Below are 17,258 nucleotides of genomic sequence, written 5' to 3' on the forward strand. Positions count from 1 at the left end.
GGGCAGCTCCACAAACTTTTGTTACATCAGCGATGCTCATTCCCATGTCAATACCGAATGGCCCGGCAAAAACGGACTGTATACTGCATATTCCACAGAATATGCTTACTAGCAAGAAAATAGTTAGCTTTCTCATGTGTGTTTTGTTTGTAGTTTCTTACAAATATACATAAATAGGGTGAATTATGCAAACTATTGCGGACTAGTTTGCCGGGTTCAACCCGCTATGGGGTTGATTTGTAGGGTTGCTGCTGCTCCCACGGGTTTCACCCGCGGTTATAGATGCTTCACCCCTACGGGGTTATGTGCCACAATTGCTACTTGTAGTTATTGATTATTGGTTTTGTGTGCGGTGGTGTTGGGTTCAACCCGCTACGGGGTTGATTTATAGGGTTAGTGTTGCTCCCACGGGTTTCACCCGTGGTTATAGATGTTCCACCCCTACGGGGTTGAGTCTTAGGGGTATTATTTCTCCCACGGGTTTTACTCATGATTATAGGGGCTCAACCCGCTGCGGTGTTACGTTGCTTACAATTGCTACTCGCACTTATTAGTGATTGACTTTGTTACCCCGTATGGGGTTATATATCTATAACCGCGGGTGAAACCCGTGGAAGGAGGGAGGGCTCTACAAAAAGTGAACCCCGTAGTGGGTTCAACTCCCGCAACAAGCATTTTGCTCAATCATCCCGTAACAAAAAATGCTCGTCAAATTCAACCCTCTCTTCAACTAGAATTCGCTTTAGCTCATCTTGAAAAGTTTCTCGTTGATGATGCTCCTGTTGATTTTTGATATATTGGGTTATTATATCTTTGTCTCTAAACGCATAAGTGAGGGCGCAATATCCTGTGCCCCATCCTTTGAAGTGAGGAAACTCTCCCGATTCTTTGAGCCAAATAGAGGATGCTGTTTTTATCTCTTTTACATAATCGCTTAAAGCAACAGTAGGATGTAGGTCGGATAAGATATGTATGTGGTCTTCCATTCCGTTTATGCGCAATAGGGTACAGCCTTTATTTGAGATGATGCCCCAAATGTACTTGTAGAGATGTGAGATGTTCTCTTGCGAGAGGGTTCTTTCACTGTTCTTCGTGCGGAAGACAATGTGGTAAAGAATTTGACGATAGGTTGCCATAGATGGTAGTTTTGGTACAAATGTAAGGGAATGGGGTGAATTGTACAAACTATTACGGAGTAGTTTGCCGGGTTCAACCCGCTACGGGGTTGAGTCGTATGGTTGCTGTTGCTCCCACGGGTTTTACCCGTGGTTATAGATGCTTCACCCCTACGGGGTTATGTGCCACAATTGCTACTTGTAGTTATTGATTATTGGTTTTGTGTGCGGTGGTGTTGGGTTCAACCCGCTATGGGGTTGATTTGTTAGGTTGCTGTTACTCTCACGGGTTTCACCCGCGGTTATAGAGGTTTCACCCCTACGGGGTTGAGTCGTAGGGGTATTATCTCTCCCATGGGTTTCACTCATGATTATAGGGGCTCAACCCGCTGCGGTGTTACGTTGCTTACAATTGCTACTCGCACTTATTAGTGATTGACTTTGTTACCCCGTATGGGGTTATATATCTATAACCGCGGGTGAAACCCGTGGTAGGTGGTATGTACTCTACAAAAAGTGAACCCCGTAGTGGGTTCAACAAGTTTATTACCTGGAGGATGGAAAGGATATAAAATTGATGTAGCCCAGCGCATGCGCTGGGCTACACAGTTAAGTACTCGCTTGTACTGTGACCTCTACTTGCGTAGATCGCCCTTTTGCTCCGGTGTTAAGAATACGCGCAGATCCTGAATCAGGTAACGGCAGGAACGCAGCAGATTAAATCTGTGTTCGATGGCTTCGGGGCTATCGTCGTTGGGATTGGGCGACAGGACAAAGTCCTGAAGCTCATCAATCAGCTCAATGAACCCGTTGAACGAGTCACTTTCCTGCATTTCTACTATACGATCAATCATTGGCTGACTGATGCTGCTGGGTACTCTCCGGTTTTCGCCTTCTCCGGGGCGGGCGCTACTCTCTTCCACAGCGGAAGTCTTTTTAGAATTATTCATAAAGAAATAATTAATTAACGGAGGTAGTTCATTCTACCTCCTTTCCGGCTTCCTCCTCGCTGTACCTGTTAGGAAGGGGTGGGCTGTGTGGAATTGATTTTAATAGTTTCTTATTTTTCTTCTTCTGATATAAACATATTTCCCTCTCCGGTTATTAACCATGTAAGGTTTACTTGCGGATACAGGCGGTGTATTTGTCGTAATTTGTCGCTCCCAATTTCTTTTGTGATTTTTCTTAAATAGTCTCTGTTGTGTCCTATTTCAATAGAAAACTGATTCGGCGTAAGCCCAATAGCAGCACATAGTTCAAATAATCTTTGCTTAACAGAGTGTTCCATCTTTATTTATTTTTCGTTGTTAAAAGGACTTTTTTTGTCTGAAAAGTTGTATATGCGGAAAAATTACCGCATATTTGCTGCAGCTTAATAAATAACTGATATCAAATATACGACAAATAAATTATATATATCTGTTTTACAAATACTAAAATACACGAGAAGGAGCGTGTCGACTTTTTAAATGATAACAACACGAATTGAAATCCCACCTCACCTTAAGGAGTATTGCGTGGGTAAGTTTAACAACCATGCCATCGGTGCTATTCGTTTTCCTGACAACACAGACATTTACCACCTCATTTGGGATTTGCTCGAGAGGCGCCCCAAGAACTGCCCTGTCGATAAAGGTAATCTGGAAATAGTGCTGCCCCACCGCGCATGTGGCAAGTCTCCGCAAACGTACAACTATCTAAGCATTCGCTCGCAAGCCATCATCATCAAAAAAATACAGGTGATGATGTGGGCAGAGTTTCACGAATTTGTAGACGCGAATAAACATTTGCATGGGTTGGAGTATATACAAAGTGTGCACTACTTTACCCGTAAGTACGATATTACATCCATTAGCGAGGATGCTTTTATTAAAAATTTCTATCGTTGGAGAGAGCTGTGCAGGAAGAAACGAGGTAAACGCAACCAGTAATCCTGAAAGAATGTGCTTAATTAAAGCACAAAAAAGGAGTGCGGCAAGTGTAGCTTTTTGTCCGTTTTGGTGGGTGTTTTTGTTCCGTGTACCGGTGTAAAATAAGAGAGGCGCGAAGATGAAAATCTTCACGCCTCTACTCTTTCTTCTTGACGCGTCAAGTCTTTACTCTTGACGCGTCAACTCTTTTCAGGTTGTGGGGTCTGTGAAGTCGCCTTCATCATCGTTACCGTTGTTACTACTATTTGTCTGTGCCGTACCTTTGGTCAGGTTGGATAGGTTCACATACTCTACACCATCCAGCAGGGCACGGGTAGCGTTACTACCCGCGGGGCGTGTGTACTCGGCAGTGAAGCGGCACTGCAACCGCTTGATTTGTGTAGAGGTTACCTCTTCTTCTTTTTCTACACCATTGCCACCTGAATGGGCAATCATGGTAAAGGTGCCCAGCCCGTTGAGTCTGACCGACCGGCTGTTGAGTAACTGCTGACGCATTACCGACATCAGGTTGCGTATCACGTTGTGTACATCGCCCGGTGTGAGCGATGCCTTCTCGGCTATCAGCTCTCCCAGCTTTTGTGTATCTACTACTCTGCCCATCTTTATAAGGCGAGGATAATAAAGCTTCTTACCCTCTTTGGTAGGAAGTTGCGATTGAATTGCTTTGTAAATTAGTGCCATAATTCTGTTGTTTTTTTTTAGAATCATTCATACTGTTTTTATTTATCTCATTGTAACGTTACAGCGGCAAAGCAATAACTTATCTTGCTGCCTGCACACCGATTATGCGTCTGGCATCGCGATAGCGCATGATAACGCACGAAAAATCACGATAACGCACGCTTTCTGTCCATCCAAAACGCTTGCTTGTATATATCTTTGCAGCATGGACTCAATGATAAACCCAATACCCATACGTTCGTATAGTAAAGGAGAACTTGCAGCGCTTTACTTGCCCCATGTACAGATTTCTTCTGCGCGCCGAACGCTGAACTGCTGGATTAGAAAGAACGAACCGCTCTATCGGGCTTTGCTTGCCACGGGTTATACACCGCGCGATGTATTGCTCACTCCCGTTCAGGTAGCCCTCATCTTTCAGTATTTGGGCGAACCCTAGCCTAACTGTCCTTTGGCTGCTACATGGCGTGTATTACATTTGTTCTAAAAAAAGATTTGTTATGACCGAAATTGCAATGAACAATGTATTTAGTTTTGTGCTGGGTGGCGGATTACTATCCTTTATCACAGCCTTGGTGACCATTAAGTACACCAAAACCCGTGCTCAGGCAGATGCCATGAGAGCTATGCAGGATGTGTATCAGGAGCTGATAGATGACCTGCGTAAGGATAAATCATCTATTAAACAAGAAAAAGATGAGATGGAACGCAAGCTGCTGGAGAAAATTCGTGTTGTGGAAGAAAAGCAATACGATATGGAAAATCGCTTGCGCGAATACGAGAAAGAGCGCAAAGAGCTGAAGACACTGAAATGTCTTGATGTACAATGCCCAAACCGACAACGGAAATGAAAAAGCACATCACCTTCTTCGTAGCCTTGACAGGTAGTCTGATCGTAGGCACAGTGGTTGTATCGTGTCGTAGCAGTGCCAGCCGAAACTCGACTATTGCGCAGCAAATGCAAACAACCGTAGAGCAATCTTACCGGCAAACGACCCATGCTACCACACAGAGCAGCGAAGCCGAAGAAACCCGGCGGGATGGTTCGTGGTATCGTGTTACCCATACGTACGATACCTCTAAGCCTACCGACTCGACCACAGGTTTGCCGCCCGTAGCTGCTGTAATTGTAGAAGCCGGGGGCGAGGTGACGACTACTGGTAGGCAGAGCAACCACGCATTGCAACATAACGGTGAGGAGTGGCGCGAAACCACGCTTCGGAACATCACAGAATCCGAAGAAACTCTTCAAAAAAACGTGGAAGCGGGTATCTTGCCCGATGTGGATAAAGGTATTAACAAAGCTATCGGGGGGGGAATTTTCCTGGCGGTAGCCATAATACTGATTACAGTTTGTATTCGTATCTATAAAAAATATTACCATGGCAGATAAAGGCAGAAATAAAGATTTGATAAGTCGGCGCGACGAAGCGTTGCTCCGCAGGTATCATTACTGGACAGAGGTAAAGCGCTTACGCTTTGACGATGCGTTGAGGATACTCTCGTTACAGGAATTTTTTATCTCCGAAGAACGTATTATGACCATCATACGTAGTAAATGCGACTTGATAGCCGATGTAGCTGTGAGGCCCGTTCCTAAAGTGCGCATGCCGCACGTGTCGGCAGCACAGGTGCGTATACTCGAAGAGCAGCAACGATTGCAGAGGCTGCTTGAGGGGTAGAGGGGGTGTGTCTGGGCTAATAGAGGAACAAGAGGAGCGGGTCTATATATGAATGTTTCGTTGTACATTCAAAATAAGACCTGTTTCATCTTTGAATTTTTGAATTTCATTAGCATGGTTTTTACTTGATATTGGTCTTAATTTGTTACATATGTAAGCTTCTATTTTTGTGTAGTCGGAAATGTTGTGGTTTTCTCTAAACCTTTGTAGTGTAATAGTCAATTGATTGCGCCCTATTCCTATCCAGCCACTACCTCCTCTCTCTTTTAATTCTACAAAAATCAGGTTATTGCTATAAGAGAGCACTCCATCACACCTGTTTTCTTTGTCTCCATTAGGTCTTAATAAAGGTACACAATTATCAATAGGATAAAAATCGATGCTTTGAGTAGCTGAGTTATGAACAACTCCGATCCACTTTTTGTCTTCATTGTCCTTATTCTCATCTATATAAGCAGGAGTTGTAGATGGAGAAGGGTCATCGCAAATGCCAAATATGGAGCTAGAAGAGTTGGTTTTTGCATCTTCATCGAAGAAGTTTATCGGCATAAGTCTTCCAGGTTTAGTAGTTTAACAAATGAATCATTACTTTCTTCTAACCGATTGTTCAGGTAGTTCTCATCAGAAGGAAGTCCCTTGTAATTTCCTAGTTTTTGAGCAGCTCCATTTGTTTCATCCAGTTCATATATTGCCAGATCAGTAGGATTTACCGCTGCCTTTAAGGAAACTATTTTCTCTATTTGTGATATAATATCGTCATTGCAATTCTTGTTTTTCAGTTCATGGGCTTTTACAGCTAAAGTCAGGTAGTTAATAATGTAGGGACTATGTGTAGTCATGATTAATTTATTACCTTCATTCATATTGTTAAATTCCAATAAACTTTGAAGCATTTCCCATTGTGATGAAGGGAATAGGTTTTGTTCGGGTTCTTCTACTATATTTATGAAAGCAGTCTTATTGAATTTGGAAGCAATGGCAGATATTGCTTCTCTTTTTTGTATATCCGTCAAATCATTATTATTCATAATGTCTGCTACATTCTTCTTAAATCGAGTTCGCTCTTCATTACTCATTGTTTCTTTATTTCTGCTTTGTGCTTCCACTCTTTTAGCCAAATAACGAGAAACTAAAAATAACGGAACAAGAGACTGAAATCCACTTGAAGCCTCCAAGATATTGAGGTTATAATCGTCTCCTTTAATCATAAGAGAATCTGTGGAGTCAATATACTCTAAATCTACATTATTGATTGGGAGTTTTAACAATTCTTTCATGTCAGATTTAGCATGATCGAACTCAGTAAGAAAACCTTGTAAGGACTCAGAAGTCAATCTTAATTCTTTAGGTGATTTTACATAAGAGATGAAATTCCTTTCGGCAGGTATATACATTATTTGCGGAAGTGGATAAGTACCCCTTGATTCATTAATAGTTAATGAGTCATTTTTATAAGTGATGGTGTAAACATCTCCTTGATATTCTATTAAGCTATCACTCTTAAAGTAATTTTCAAGACGATGATAATTAAGATATTCTTCTCTAAACCGTCCTTCCTTTTCAAACCACTCTTTTTCATAATCTCCTCTTACTAATGCTTTTTCAATCCATGTAAATGTAGAAATCAGTTTAGCAATAGTACTTTTTCCTGAGCCTTGATTGCCGATGAAGATGGTTACTTTTTTAATTTCAATCCAGTCACTATCCAGTAATCCATCTTTTATTGGGCCAAATTGGTTAATTCTTATTTTGCTCATATCAGATTATATTTTATTGAGAATCAGAAATTAATGATGATGACAAAGTTACAGCTTTTTTGCTACAAAAAAACCAGGCGCACAGTTTAAAACTATGCGCCTAGCTAATAAAATAAGACTGAGTAGCTTTACGCCACCGTGTCGAACAGCATAACCTCGTACTCTGCTTCGTATACTTTGATGGATCCGGGCAATGTTTGAGCGGTAGATGTGCGGCGGGATAGCTTACCACCGTTGCTACCTATAGCTACACCTTGCAAAGTGCGATGTAGTTGCGTAACCAATTGCTGGCGGGTGGCAATTTGCTCGGAAATGCTACCGCTGCCTTGTGTGCAGTCTATAGCCAACCGGATTGTTACTACGCATTTGCCTTGTTGGTTTGTGCCTCCCATACGCGTCCACTCGGTTTGAGGTGTGCCAATCAATACACACGGAAAGTTTACAGGGTAGGTTGCCTGGTCGCTGTTTAACTGTCCGTAATCCTCATCTACCACTGTCAGCATAGGCATTGCTCCGGCAATGCGCTGTTGCATAAAGTTCAATAATTCTTCCATAATCATTCATTTAATTGGGGTTTATACTAATGTTATTACAGAACAAAGATTGCGCTAAAATATGGCGTAGTCAAGAGGTGTAGAGTACTGTGAGGGCACAATCTGTTATCATCATCTTACAAAACGGCATCATGCTTTAGTGCCCTTGACAAGGCTGCTTTTTTGTGCCAACTTTGTAAATAGTTAACGCCGGGAAGCCAACGCTATATGAGGCAACCGGTATATTATTTACCTTTAAAAAAGAATTATTATGGCAGAAAATGATGGAATTTTGTATGGTGTGAAATCCTTAAAATTCAGTAACAATCAACTCGGATATATCTCTGAGGACGGACTGGCACCGGGCGGTGAGGCACCTTCTAAAACGCGTATTTTCGCAGCTCAAAAGCGTGATACACCAATCAAGGTGTTGAAATCTAACCCAGGCACTAAATTGTGGTCATTCACATTAATTCAGCTTGATGCAGCCAACCTTGTGAAGGTGATGGGTGGAAGTAACGAGAACGGTGTGTACACTCCCGATTCCGACGACGTGGAATTACAAGGTGTATTCGACCTGGAATGTGTGTCAGGACATACCATCCGCATGCACAACGCGTTGCTTACGGCTAATTTTGCCAACAACATCAATATGAGTGGTGTGCTTGGCGTGGCTTGCGAAATTGAAATGATGAAACCCGAAGACGGTGGAGCATCATTTACCATTTATCCGCCTAATGCAGAAGTACCTGCTGTGTAGTTGTAAACGGATAAACCAATGAACACAGAAGAAAGAGCATCGAAGCTACTTCTGGAACTGGGTGTGTCGATACCGATTCGCACACCCGGTTTTCTTCGTAAACAAGGTAAACCACGCAGCATTACCATGCATGCGCCTACCTACGGAGGAATAATCCGGATAGCCAATAAGTACCTTGCTATGGGAGTTACTTATGAGGAAGTGAAAGAGTACACCGTGGAAGAAAACCTGCGTTTTTATAGTGAGCATGGTGTTGCCATGAGCCAAATGATTGCCTTTGCCGTATGCGGAAGCTACCTCAGAGGGCGTTTGTTCAACAAAGCAGTGGCATGGTTTCTTCGCTGGCGCGTGCACCCGCTGATGTTGCAGGAAGCATGGTTTCAGCTTATCACACTATTGGACACAAGGTCTTTTCACAACATTATCAAATCGGTCGAGATGATAAATCTGATGAAGCCGAGACTGAGCCACGACTGAAAAGGGAGTTAACGAGCGGACATATGGAAAGCTCACATAGCCCTTTTGGACTTATCTGGCAAATAGCCACACAAACCGGGTGGAGCGTGAAGTACATTCTATGGGGAATGTCTTATCCTACCCTGATGCTGATGATTATGGATATGCCGCGTTATGTAAAAGGAGGCAAACGAAACCTGAAGAAAACGGATGCGGTAAATTACTTTCAAACCAGACTGGGGAAGGTGTCCTGATACACAGCTATGAATACATAAAAAATCCGCGAAGTGCTGGAAACTTCGCGGATTTTTTTATTCTAATCATCATATCCAATCACATTGAACTTCAGGTCGAACCTGATTTCCAGATTGTTGTTCAGGTCTACCTCGTACTCTCGCCTGTCGCGGTCTATCTTTATGATGTAGTTGTTGGGGAATTTGCTTGCTACGTACTCTGCAATCTTGGCAGGCACAATCTCGGTGGGCACAGCGGCTTTACGACATTCCACGCTTTCCCACTTGCCGTTCCTGTCGAACTCCACTTTGTCGCCATTGGTGAAGAATACATCGTAAGAGCGTTGTAGGAAGTCTCGCTCCATCTTGGCGTACGAAATATTGTTTTCGTTGAAATGCTTGCGAATAAATGTTTTGCAAGCTTCGGGCAATTGTGCAAAACTAATAGGTTTATCATTGCTTGCTTGCGCGGTGAAAACGGATGTAATTAAAAACAGTGCCGTCAATAAATACTTTGTTGCTTTCATATGAATCATTTTTATTAGTACACAACAAAGATGGAATACGAATTTGAAAAGATTTTGAAATCTACACGATTAGAAATTCAAAATAGTTTCTTTACTTCAAAGAAATGTGTTTCGTCTTCGTACCAGTACGAAATCTTCATCCCGTAAAGCTTGCAAATGGACTCTGCCAACGAAAGTCCCAGCCCTGCCGAACCTTCGCGCTTCTGTCCTTGGTAGAACCGGCGGAAAATATATTCAGGATTGAGCGCGCCCGAAGTAGCCGAATTGGCAAAACGTATGGCACCCGGCATGATGGTGATGACTATTTCGCCACCTTCTTTGTTGTACTTGTAGGCATTCTTTATCAGGTTGCCGAAGAGGACGGAGGCAAGCGATTCGTTCATGTGTAATGTGAGCATTGTTTCTTCTATCACCGAACAACTGATGGAGGTGTGCGCGTAGGCTTCGCCAAAGTCGCTTGTGAGGGTGCGCATCAGTTCATTGACATCCACATCTTTACTATCGGGGAATTGCTTATTTTCAATCTTCGTGAGTAGTAATAGCGTTTTGTTGAGCTTGGTGATGTTCTCCAACGAGCGGCGTGTTTTGGTTACTTCTATGAGCTGTGATTCGCTGAGGGTGGGGTCGTCGCCAAGCACTTCCAAATGGTTGAGTGCGATGGCGAGTGGTGTTTGCAACTCGTGAGAGGCGTGCCCTATGAAGATGCTTTGTTGTTCGTAGAGCTCGGCATTGCGTTGAGCACTTCTCAGCAATGCCTCTGATAGCCTGTTGAACTCCGTGATTTTGGAATTAATAACCAACGGGGGAGTTTCCTTGCCCACGGATAGCTTGCCCAACCACCTGAGAATAGTGTACAAGGGGCGTAGGCTGCGCCGAAGCACAAGCATATTGATGGCGATGATAACGATCAGGAGCGACAAGTAGAGAATAATGATCCACGAGAGGATGGTTTGTTTGAGGTCATCTTTTTCGATGGTGGGAATCATCACGGTGAGTTCGTAGTAAGTATCGTTCTTGTCCTTAAAAATGGTCTTGAAGATACGTGCCGGTTCGGTTTCCGATTTGGAATGTATATATACCATCTCGTCCAGATATCTGACCGACGGGTTCTCCTCGGCATACTCGGCAGTTACTTCGGTGAGGTAATAACTATTGTTGGTGCCGTTTTCGCTCTCGGGGAGTTTCTCGCCGGCAAGGGCACGTCCGATGATGTACTCGGAGTAAAGCTCGAGCGAATCGTCGGTTTCGTCGTTCACCTCGTCTATGGTGATGTAATAAAAAAGTATGCCCCAGATAGTGAATACCACGAGCAGTACTAAGCAGATATTGGCGATGATTCGGTATATAAGTGTCATTTCTCTATCAGTTTATAGCCGATTCCGTACACCGCTTTTATCTCGATGTCGGCACCTGCCTCGTTCATTTTCTTGCGCACGTTCTTTATTTGTGCGTAGATAAAGTCAAAGTTATCTACCTGATCTATATGGTCGCCCCATACAGCTTCTGCCAACCGCGTTTTCTCAATGAGATGATTGGGGCGGGTTATGAAGTAGCAGAGAATGTTGTACTCCTTGCGGTTAAGTTCCAGTGGCACGTGGTTGATATAGACTATCAGTTCGTCGGTGTCTACCTTTACATTGCCTAGTGTGATGGAAGTGTCTCCATTCATGGTCTTGCGGCGAAGCACGTTGCGGATGCGGGCGTTAAGTTCGGCAAGATGAAAAGGCTTGGCAAGGTAATCGTCCGCACCAAGTTCCAATCCGGCTACTTTATCTTCGACCGAGTCTTTTGCCGAGATGATGATAACATTTTTGTTCTTGTCTATTTCGCGCAGGTCGCGCAGCAGGTCAAGACCGCTACCGTCGGGCAGCATAATATCGAGCAAGATACAGTCGTAGTCGTATATGGATATTTTCTCGTAGGCGCAGTCGTAAGTGGCAGCGCTTTCGACGAGGTATTTTTCTTTCTCAAGGAATCCTATGATGACTTCGCGCAGGGCGGGCTCATCTTCTACTACAAGTATCTTCATGCCCTAAAGATAAGGATAAAAACTGAAAAGAGACTGAAATGAACGTGATGTACCCCGCCTTTATGCTTCGTCGGAGTTTCTCTCCCGATATTCCTCTATGATACGCCTTTTGCTTTTAATAATCTGATATCTATACACCAAGCACGTTGTAATAAAGTAAATACCTGCTTGTATCCACAATGCTTTGTACTCAAAACCAACTTCATTGAGTGTTGCTCCCATACTATTTATACGTACAAACCCGTTGATGCCGAAGGTAGAGGGGAAGAGGTAGGAGAAGTATCGCCAGAAATCGGGGATGGCACTTCCCGGCCACGAAATACCCGAGATAAACAGTAGCGGCACAGAGGTGAACACAAAGATAAGCATACACGTTTCGCGATTGCGAATGGCGATAGAAGCCGTCATGGAGAAGAAGATGCACGCCACTAAATAGGGGAGGATGAAGAGCATCAAATCATGAGGCAACCCTATCTGTGTAAGGCTGAACAGGCGCGGAACAACCACCAGAATGTAGACAGAGACGAGCGCGTAAAGCATCAGGTAGCACAAACCTTTGCCCAACACAATGCGTAGTGTGCCGTGATATTGCTTTTCGATAGGTATCAGCTCCTTGAATTTGTTTTTTTCGCGGTCGGTACCTACTGCCAGTCCTATGCCCAGCAATAGCGTTTGCTGAATAATTAATATGAGTACCGCCGGAATAAGGAACGATGCAAACCCGTTTGCCGGGTTGAACATCGCTACATCTTCATAGTCAATGGGGTAGGCGGTAACTTCGTCTTGCCGGACAGTGGTGTTGCCGGCTTTGGCAATCTTAATGTCTTGATTCATCTCCAGCGACACAGCAGTGTTGGCGAGCAAAAGGCTTTTGTAGTACAGCAACCCGCTCATATCGCAATAGATGCTTACCTGTGTCTGCTTGCCGGTGGCAATGTCGCTACCGAAGGAGGCGGGGATATAGACAATGCCATACGCATCGCGTTCCATGAGCACCAGTTTGGCTTCTTCCATGTCGCTGCACCGCGCAATGATATGTATATCGGGCGTAGCATCTATCTTACGCATATATTCCCGGCTGAGCGAAGTGTTCGAATTATCTACCACCACAACGGGTACTTCGCGTACTACTTCGTTGTTATAAATAAAGGCATAGATGAGAGGGTAGCCCAGTGGTACGATGATAAAGAATATAAGTACTCCGGCATCGCCGAACACCTTGCGGAACTCCTGCTTCCAAACGTGAAACAGAACTCCGATTCCTTCTTTAATTGTTGCTATAAATCCTTTTTCGCTCATATCATCAGGGCATGTATTTGTAATAAATCAGGGCGCCCTTCAGGCGTTTTATCACCACAAAGGGAAGCAGCATGAAGAGTAATAACGCCACATAGTTGATCCACGAGTAGACCATGTTATAGCCATTAAGCGCCTGATCTACGTAGATAAGAAAATAGTGTCGCAACGGAAACAGTGTGCTAAGTGCTTGCAACGAAGGGTGCATAGCCATTACCGGAAATGAAAATCCCGAAATGGAGAACGAAAGCACCCCCCACAAGGAGGCGAAACTCAGTCCCAACCGCAATGAAGGCAACATACCTATCATAAAGACACCCAGTGCTTGCGAAGCCAGTACCAACAGTAAGGTGGACAATAGCATGGGCAATGGTCCGCTGTTGAGCGGGAAGTGCAGGAAGCCATACAGGTAGGCATTGTAGGCAGCTCCCATAATAAAGAAGACCACCGTTTGCGGCAGAAGTTTGCCCGCCAGCGATATGTACATCGAACCGTTTCCCATCCGAAGCCACGCGCGTGCGGTTCTATCTTTAATCTCCACGCCAATGGAGTAAACGGTTACCATGAATATCATAATCATCAGGATACCCGGTATAAGGGTGTTGCACAGGTATACGGAGTAGTTGAGCCACGGATTTTTCAAAGCATGAGTATCTATAACAATGGGTTGCAGATAAGCCATAGCTTGCTTTTCGGTAGCGCCTTTGGCATAGAGTACCGAGCGGGCAGCAGCACCCGAAGCAAGTTCGCTCATCATCTTCATATCTCTAAACATCAGCGAACCGGCAATAAGGTAGGTGTTGTTAGTATAGAAGGAGATGGTAGGTTGCTCTTGGCGTTGTGCGTCGGCAGATAGGTTCTTGGGGATGTAGTAGAAGCCATAAATTTCTCCTGTTTGCATGGCACGGCGCGCTTCGGCAACAGAGCCATAGCGTGCGGTAACTGCTGTTTGCTGAAAGGCATCTAGGTTGCGCAGTAAGTTGCGCGAGGTAGCACTGTTGTCGAGGTCGACAACGGCAACGGGCAAATTTTGCGGCAACCCCGAACTCATCAGCGTGGTAAAGAAGATATAGCAGAATAGGGGTGCACCTACCATGCAGAACAGGTAGAGCGGGCGTGCCACAAGGCGATGACATTCTCGTCTTGTAACGGCCCATAGGGCTATATGTTTCTTTTGCTTATGTCTCATTATTTACGGAGAATTACCGTCATGCCGGGACGCAATCCTTCAATTTTTTCCTCGCTGCGCGCTCTTACCTCAAAGGTTTTGATGTCAAATTGTCCGGTGGTTTTGGTAGCCTTCCAAGCGGCATAAGTGCCAAGATCCTTCATGTAGTACACTTTCAAGCGGATGCTTTTGTCGCCGAGTGCCGGTACAAATGCTTCGAACTCGGTGTTTATGGTTAGCCCGGCAAGTAAGTCTTCGCGTACATTGAAGGTTACCCACATATCTTGTGGCATGGATACGTTCATGATGGGTGCTCCTGTGCCTACCAACTCGCCCAGTTTGGGGAATATCTCCGAAATTTCGCCATCGGCTTGTGCTATCAATACCGTTTCGCTCAGGTACGACTCTACCTCGGCGATAGCACCTTGGGCTTTGCCTACCAAAGCGGCGGCGGCTAATTTGTCTTCGGGCTCAGCACCATTTACTGCCATGTCGTATTGCGATTTGGCCGCTTTCTCAGTAGCAATGGCTGCGTGGTATTGCGCTTCGGCTTCGTCGTGCTTTTGAGCTGACATAACGCCTTCGTTATACAAGTTCTTCACGCGGGTGTAAGATTTCTCGGCAATGTTCAGCCCTGCCACCGCCTTCTGCCACATTTCGTATGCCGATTGGATGGTTTCCTTACGTGCTCCTTTGATGGCTTTGTCGCTTTGTGCCTTTGCCGCCTCTTGAGCTGCCTGTGCTTGTTGTAATTTGGCTTGCACATCAGGAGCTTCGAGGATGGCGAGTGTGTCTCCCGCTTTGACGGTTTCTCCTTCGCTCACACGGATTTCGAGAATCCGTCCGGGTACTTTACTCGATACTCGATATTCGGTTACCTCTGCTTGCCCTTGAATTAACTCGGGACCTTTGCGGAGCATGAAGAAACCAACTAAAGATACAACGGCAATTACCCCCAACAAGGTGAGGAATGCCAAAATCATATTGCTGCTTTGCGATTTGTTGGTAGTCATATTTTCTTTCTTTATAATTTGCTGTTATTGGGGTTATTCGTTTGTGTGGAGTTGCCCGAGCGATTTCTTCAGATACGCCTCGGTTAACTTCACGTCAATCTGCGCGTCTATTTTTTCGGCATGTGCCGATAGCCACACGGTTTGCGCTTCGAGCACATTGCTGGTAGCGATGACTCCCTCGCGAAATCCAAGGTTGGCGTAACGCAGGTTTTCTTCTGCCTTCTCCATGTTTTTAGTTGCCATGACAAGTTTCTTGGCTGCTTCGTTTACTTTGAAGGCAGCTTGGTTTACCTGTAACTCGATTTTCTCTTTGGCATCTTCGAGGTTATAGCGGGCGATACGTGCTTCGGCTTTGGCAGCTTTTACCTTGTGCGTGCCTTCTCCCCAGCTCCACACAGGTATCTGTACCATAATACCTACGTTCCACATACCCCGGAATTTATTCTCGAAACTGTTGAACATGCTGGGGTTGCTCACGATGTAATTGCCCATTAGGGCTACTGTGGGCAAATGGTCGGCACGTGTAACGTTTATTTTCTGCTTGTAAATTTCTTGTCCAAGTTGCAATGCGCGTACTTCGGGGCGGCTGGCAAATACGGTCTCTATATTGAAAGCGCTGTTTGCGCTGCTTATTGGAAGTTCTTCGATAGATTCGTCGGCAAGGCTTATGGGAGTGCTGAGGTTGAGTCCACATAGTTGACACAACAACATTCTGGAAAGGCTCAGTCCATCGTCTACTTTGGTCACGGTCATCTCGGCTTCGTTGAGCTTAACGCGCACAGATAGCCCGTCCGACTTCGTTGCCACTCCTTCAGCAATCATTTTATTGATATCGCTATCCATCTTTTGCAATAGTTGAAGATAGCTTTCGGCCATTTTCTTTTTATTGACGAGGGATACTACCTGCCAATAGGCTTGGTCGGTTTCCAGAATTACTTCCTGTAATTCGGCGTTATGCTGTTGGTGGGCAAGCTCTTCGGCATATTTCGTAATTTTGTTATAAGCGCGTATTTTACCACCCATATAGATAGGTTGCGTCAAGGTGATGGCGCCGGCGTATACATTGCGAGTGTCGGTGCGCAAACCTTCTACAAGGGCACTCCCTATGCCATTCAAGGGGTCTATCAAGTTGTTTAGCAGTGGTGCCAGCTCGGGCGAATTGCCCAGTATGGTACCCATATTGGAGAGTGTGCTTTTTTGCTCGTCGTTGAGCAGAGAGAACTCTTTCTGGTTGCGCATATAGGCTCCTGTAGCCGAAATTTTCGGTAAATAGTTGGTTGCCGCAGCTTTTCGCTCGTGGTGGGCGGCCGTTATCTTTTCATTGCCAATCAGCAAATTTTTATTGTTTGCAATGGCTAATGAGCGGCAACTGTCCAAGTCTAAATAAACTTGTGCGGAAAGGGATAAGCTGATAGCCGGCAAAACAACGGCGAGAAGTAGTTTCTTCATGCGAACTTTATTTATTATACAATGATACTCTAATTTAACAATAGTAATTAAAAGTTTGTTCAGTGCATTAACGCGTTTTTATTGCAAAATTAGAGAGAATAAATTGTTTATGCAACTTTATTGAATTTGATTTACGCTCTACTTTCTTTTGTTTCTTGGGGAATACTCTATAATAAATTGTTATATTTATCAATTGCCGGCTGCTAAAGAGGCTATGTAAAAAGTCCAATTGCTCTTTTAATTAGCTGAAAATTGTAAGCCATTACCCCGTAGAGGGTAATATTTGTATAACCTCGGGTGAGCGAAGCGTAACCCGAGGTATATAGCTCTCTTGATTTCCTGAACCCTAATTGGGTTCAACCCCTTTAGGGTTGTTGTGGCTGGGGTTTACCTACCTCGGGTTGCGCTTTGCTTACCCGAGGTTATCATAGTTAAAGCCCTACGGGCTTATATTAGTTATAGTTTGTTACTCGGACTTTTGATGTACCTTCTTTAGCTTTAAGGAATCGGCAATAATCATAACTGCGCACAGTATTTCCTCTCTTGATAATAATGTTTTAAACATTCTGCCATAGTCTCATGCTCCGTCAGCCATAGGCAGACGAACCTCCGTCCATAAGCAGACGACCCT

The 17,258-nt window shown here is 44.5% G+C and carries 22 protein-coding genes; 8 read left to right on the plus strand and 14 right to left on the minus strand.

Annotated features, from left to right (window positions below):
* Window positions 1-680 precede the first annotated feature (680 nt).
* The 3 genes from tnpA to D0T50_RS09765 all read right to left on the minus strand — a co-directional run bounded on the left by tnpA (window position 681) and on the right by D0T50_RS09765 (window position 2,403).
* A complete protein-coding gene (tnpA, locus tag D0T50_RS09755) occupies window positions 681-1,136 on the minus strand; it encodes an IS200/IS605 family transposase (RefSeq protein ID WP_163223345.1) in 456 nt (151 codons plus the stop codon).
* A gap of 614 nt (window positions 1,137-1,750) precedes the next feature.
* Entirely contained in the window at window positions 1,751-2,065 is a 315-nt protein-coding gene (locus tag D0T50_RS09760; RefSeq protein ID WP_163223346.1) for a hypothetical protein, read from the minus strand.
* 110 nt (window positions 2,066-2,175) lie between these two features.
* Window positions 2,176-2,403: a hypothetical protein gene (locus D0T50_RS09765; RefSeq protein ID WP_163223347.1), complete on the minus strand. Its 228-nt coding sequence runs from the start codon at window positions 2,401-2,403 to the stop codon at window positions 2,176-2,178.
* A gap of 181 nt (window positions 2,404-2,584) precedes the next feature.
* On the opposite strand from D0T50_RS09765, the gene D0T50_RS09770 reads away from it, so the two are divergent.
* Entirely contained in the window at window positions 2,585-3,046 is a 462-nt protein-coding gene (locus tag D0T50_RS09770; protein WP_163223348.1) for a hypothetical protein, read from the plus strand.
* A 189-nt stretch (window positions 3,047-3,235) separates the two neighbouring features.
* Here the strand turns inward: D0T50_RS09770 and D0T50_RS09775 are convergent, their stop codons facing one another.
* Window positions 3,236-3,727 (minus strand): HU family DNA-binding protein, encoded by a 492-nt coding sequence (locus D0T50_RS09775; protein WP_163223349.1) that lies wholly within the window; start codon window positions 3,725-3,727, stop codon window positions 3,236-3,238.
* 205 nt (window positions 3,728-3,932) lie between these two features.
* Between D0T50_RS09775 and D0T50_RS09780 the strand changes: the two genes are divergently transcribed.
* From D0T50_RS09780 to D0T50_RS09795, 4 genes are all read left to right on the plus strand, one after another.
* Window positions 3,933-4,163 carry a DUF4248 domain-containing protein gene (locus D0T50_RS09780; protein ID WP_163223350.1) on the plus strand — a complete coding sequence of 77 codons (231 nt, stop codon included), beginning with the start codon at window positions 3,933-3,935 and terminating at the stop codon, window positions 4,161-4,163.
* Between the two features lie 61 nt (window positions 4,164-4,224).
* Window positions 4,225-4,575 carry a hypothetical protein gene (locus tag D0T50_RS09785; RefSeq protein WP_163223351.1) on the plus strand — a complete coding sequence of 117 codons (351 nt, stop codon included), beginning with the start codon at window positions 4,225-4,227 and terminating at the stop codon, window positions 4,573-4,575.
* Window positions 4,572-5,117, plus strand: a complete 546-nt coding sequence (locus D0T50_RS09790) for a hypothetical protein (RefSeq protein ID WP_163223352.1) — start codon at window positions 4,572-4,574, stop codon at window positions 5,115-5,117. The genes D0T50_RS09785 and D0T50_RS09790 overlap by 4 nt, the downstream gene beginning before the upstream one ends.
* Entirely contained in the window at window positions 5,107-5,406 is a 300-nt protein-coding gene (locus D0T50_RS09795) for a transposase (protein ID WP_163223353.1), read from the plus strand. Before D0T50_RS09790 ends, D0T50_RS09795 begins: the two co-directional genes overlap by 11 nt.
* Before the next feature lie 42 nt (window positions 5,407-5,448).
* Here D0T50_RS09795 and D0T50_RS09800 read toward each other — a convergent pair whose 3' ends face one another.
* The 3 genes from D0T50_RS09800 to D0T50_RS09810 all read right to left on the minus strand — a co-directional run bounded on the left by D0T50_RS09800 (window position 5,449) and on the right by D0T50_RS09810 (window position 7,717).
* Window positions 5,449-5,955, minus strand: a complete 507-nt coding sequence (locus tag D0T50_RS09800) for a hypothetical protein (RefSeq protein WP_163223354.1) — start codon at window positions 5,953-5,955, stop codon at window positions 5,449-5,451.
* Complete coding sequence (locus tag D0T50_RS09805) at window positions 5,946-7,163, minus strand: AAA family ATPase (protein ID WP_163223355.1); 1,218 nt, start codon at window positions 7,161-7,163, stop codon at window positions 5,946-5,948. Before D0T50_RS09805 ends, D0T50_RS09800 begins: the two co-directional genes overlap by 10 nt.
* A gap of 128 nt (window positions 7,164-7,291) precedes the next feature.
* Window positions 7,292-7,717, minus strand: coding sequence for a hypothetical protein (locus D0T50_RS09810; protein ID WP_163223356.1), 426 nt, complete (start codon window positions 7,715-7,717; stop codon window positions 7,292-7,294).
* A gap of 250 nt (window positions 7,718-7,967) precedes the next feature.
* Between D0T50_RS09810 and D0T50_RS09815 the strand changes: the two genes are divergently transcribed.
* The 3 genes from D0T50_RS09815 to D0T50_RS09825 are packed head-to-tail and all read left to right on the plus strand — an operon-like array spanning window position 7,968 to window position 9,166.
* Window positions 7,968-8,456, plus strand: coding sequence for a hypothetical protein (locus tag D0T50_RS09815; protein WP_163223357.1), 489 nt, complete (start codon window positions 7,968-7,970; stop codon window positions 8,454-8,456).
* An 18-nt stretch (window positions 8,457-8,474) separates the two neighbouring features.
* Window positions 8,475-8,933 carry a hypothetical protein gene (locus D0T50_RS09820; protein WP_163223358.1) on the plus strand — a complete coding sequence of 153 codons (459 nt, stop codon included), beginning with the start codon at window positions 8,475-8,477 and terminating at the stop codon, window positions 8,931-8,933.
* Window positions 8,934-8,956: 23 nt separating this feature from the next.
* Window positions 8,957-9,166 carry a hypothetical protein gene (locus tag D0T50_RS09825; RefSeq protein ID WP_163223359.1) on the plus strand — a complete coding sequence of 70 codons (210 nt, stop codon included), beginning with the start codon at window positions 8,957-8,959 and terminating at the stop codon, window positions 9,164-9,166.
* A 62-nt stretch (window positions 9,167-9,228) separates the two neighbouring features.
* On the opposite strand, the gene D0T50_RS09830 is transcribed toward D0T50_RS09825, so the two are convergent.
* From D0T50_RS09830 to D0T50_RS09860, 7 genes are all read right to left on the minus strand, one after another.
* Window positions 9,229-9,672, minus strand: a complete 444-nt coding sequence (locus D0T50_RS09830; RefSeq protein WP_163223360.1) for a PepSY-like domain-containing protein — start codon at window positions 9,670-9,672, stop codon at window positions 9,229-9,231.
* A gap of 77 nt (window positions 9,673-9,749) precedes the next feature.
* Window positions 9,750-11,027: a histidine kinase dimerization/phospho-acceptor domain-containing protein gene (locus D0T50_RS09835; protein WP_163223361.1), complete on the minus strand. Its 1,278-nt coding sequence runs from the start codon at window positions 11,025-11,027 to the stop codon at window positions 9,750-9,752.
* Window positions 11,024-11,701, minus strand: coding sequence for a response regulator transcription factor (locus D0T50_RS09840; RefSeq protein ID WP_163223362.1), 678 nt, complete (start codon window positions 11,699-11,701; stop codon window positions 11,024-11,026). The genes D0T50_RS09835 and D0T50_RS09840 overlap by 4 nt, the downstream gene beginning before the upstream one ends.
* A 60-nt stretch (window positions 11,702-11,761) precedes the next feature.
* Window positions 11,762-13,000, minus strand: coding sequence for an ABC transporter permease (locus tag D0T50_RS09845; protein WP_163223363.1), 1,239 nt, complete (start codon window positions 12,998-13,000; stop codon window positions 11,762-11,764).
* Window positions 13,001-13,004: 4 nt separating this feature from the next.
* Window positions 13,005-14,186, minus strand: coding sequence for an ABC transporter permease (locus tag D0T50_RS09850; RefSeq protein WP_163223364.1), 1,182 nt, complete (start codon window positions 14,184-14,186; stop codon window positions 13,005-13,007).
* Window positions 14,186-15,178, minus strand: coding sequence for an HlyD family secretion protein (locus tag D0T50_RS09855; RefSeq protein WP_163223365.1), 993 nt, complete (start codon window positions 15,176-15,178; stop codon window positions 14,186-14,188). Before D0T50_RS09855 ends, D0T50_RS09850 begins: the two co-directional genes overlap by 1 nt.
* A 33-nt stretch (window positions 15,179-15,211) precedes the next feature.
* Window positions 15,212-16,627 carry a TolC family protein gene (locus D0T50_RS09860; RefSeq protein WP_163223366.1) on the minus strand — a complete coding sequence of 472 codons (1,416 nt, stop codon included), beginning with the start codon at window positions 16,625-16,627 and terminating at the stop codon, window positions 15,212-15,214.
* Between the last annotated feature and the right edge of the window lie 631 nt (window positions 16,628-17,258).

The sequence above is a fragment of the Bacteroides sp. 214 genome (genome assembly GCF_010501015.1).
Classification (GTDB): domain Bacteria; phylum Bacteroidota; class Bacteroidia; order Bacteroidales; family Bacteroidaceae; genus Bacteroides.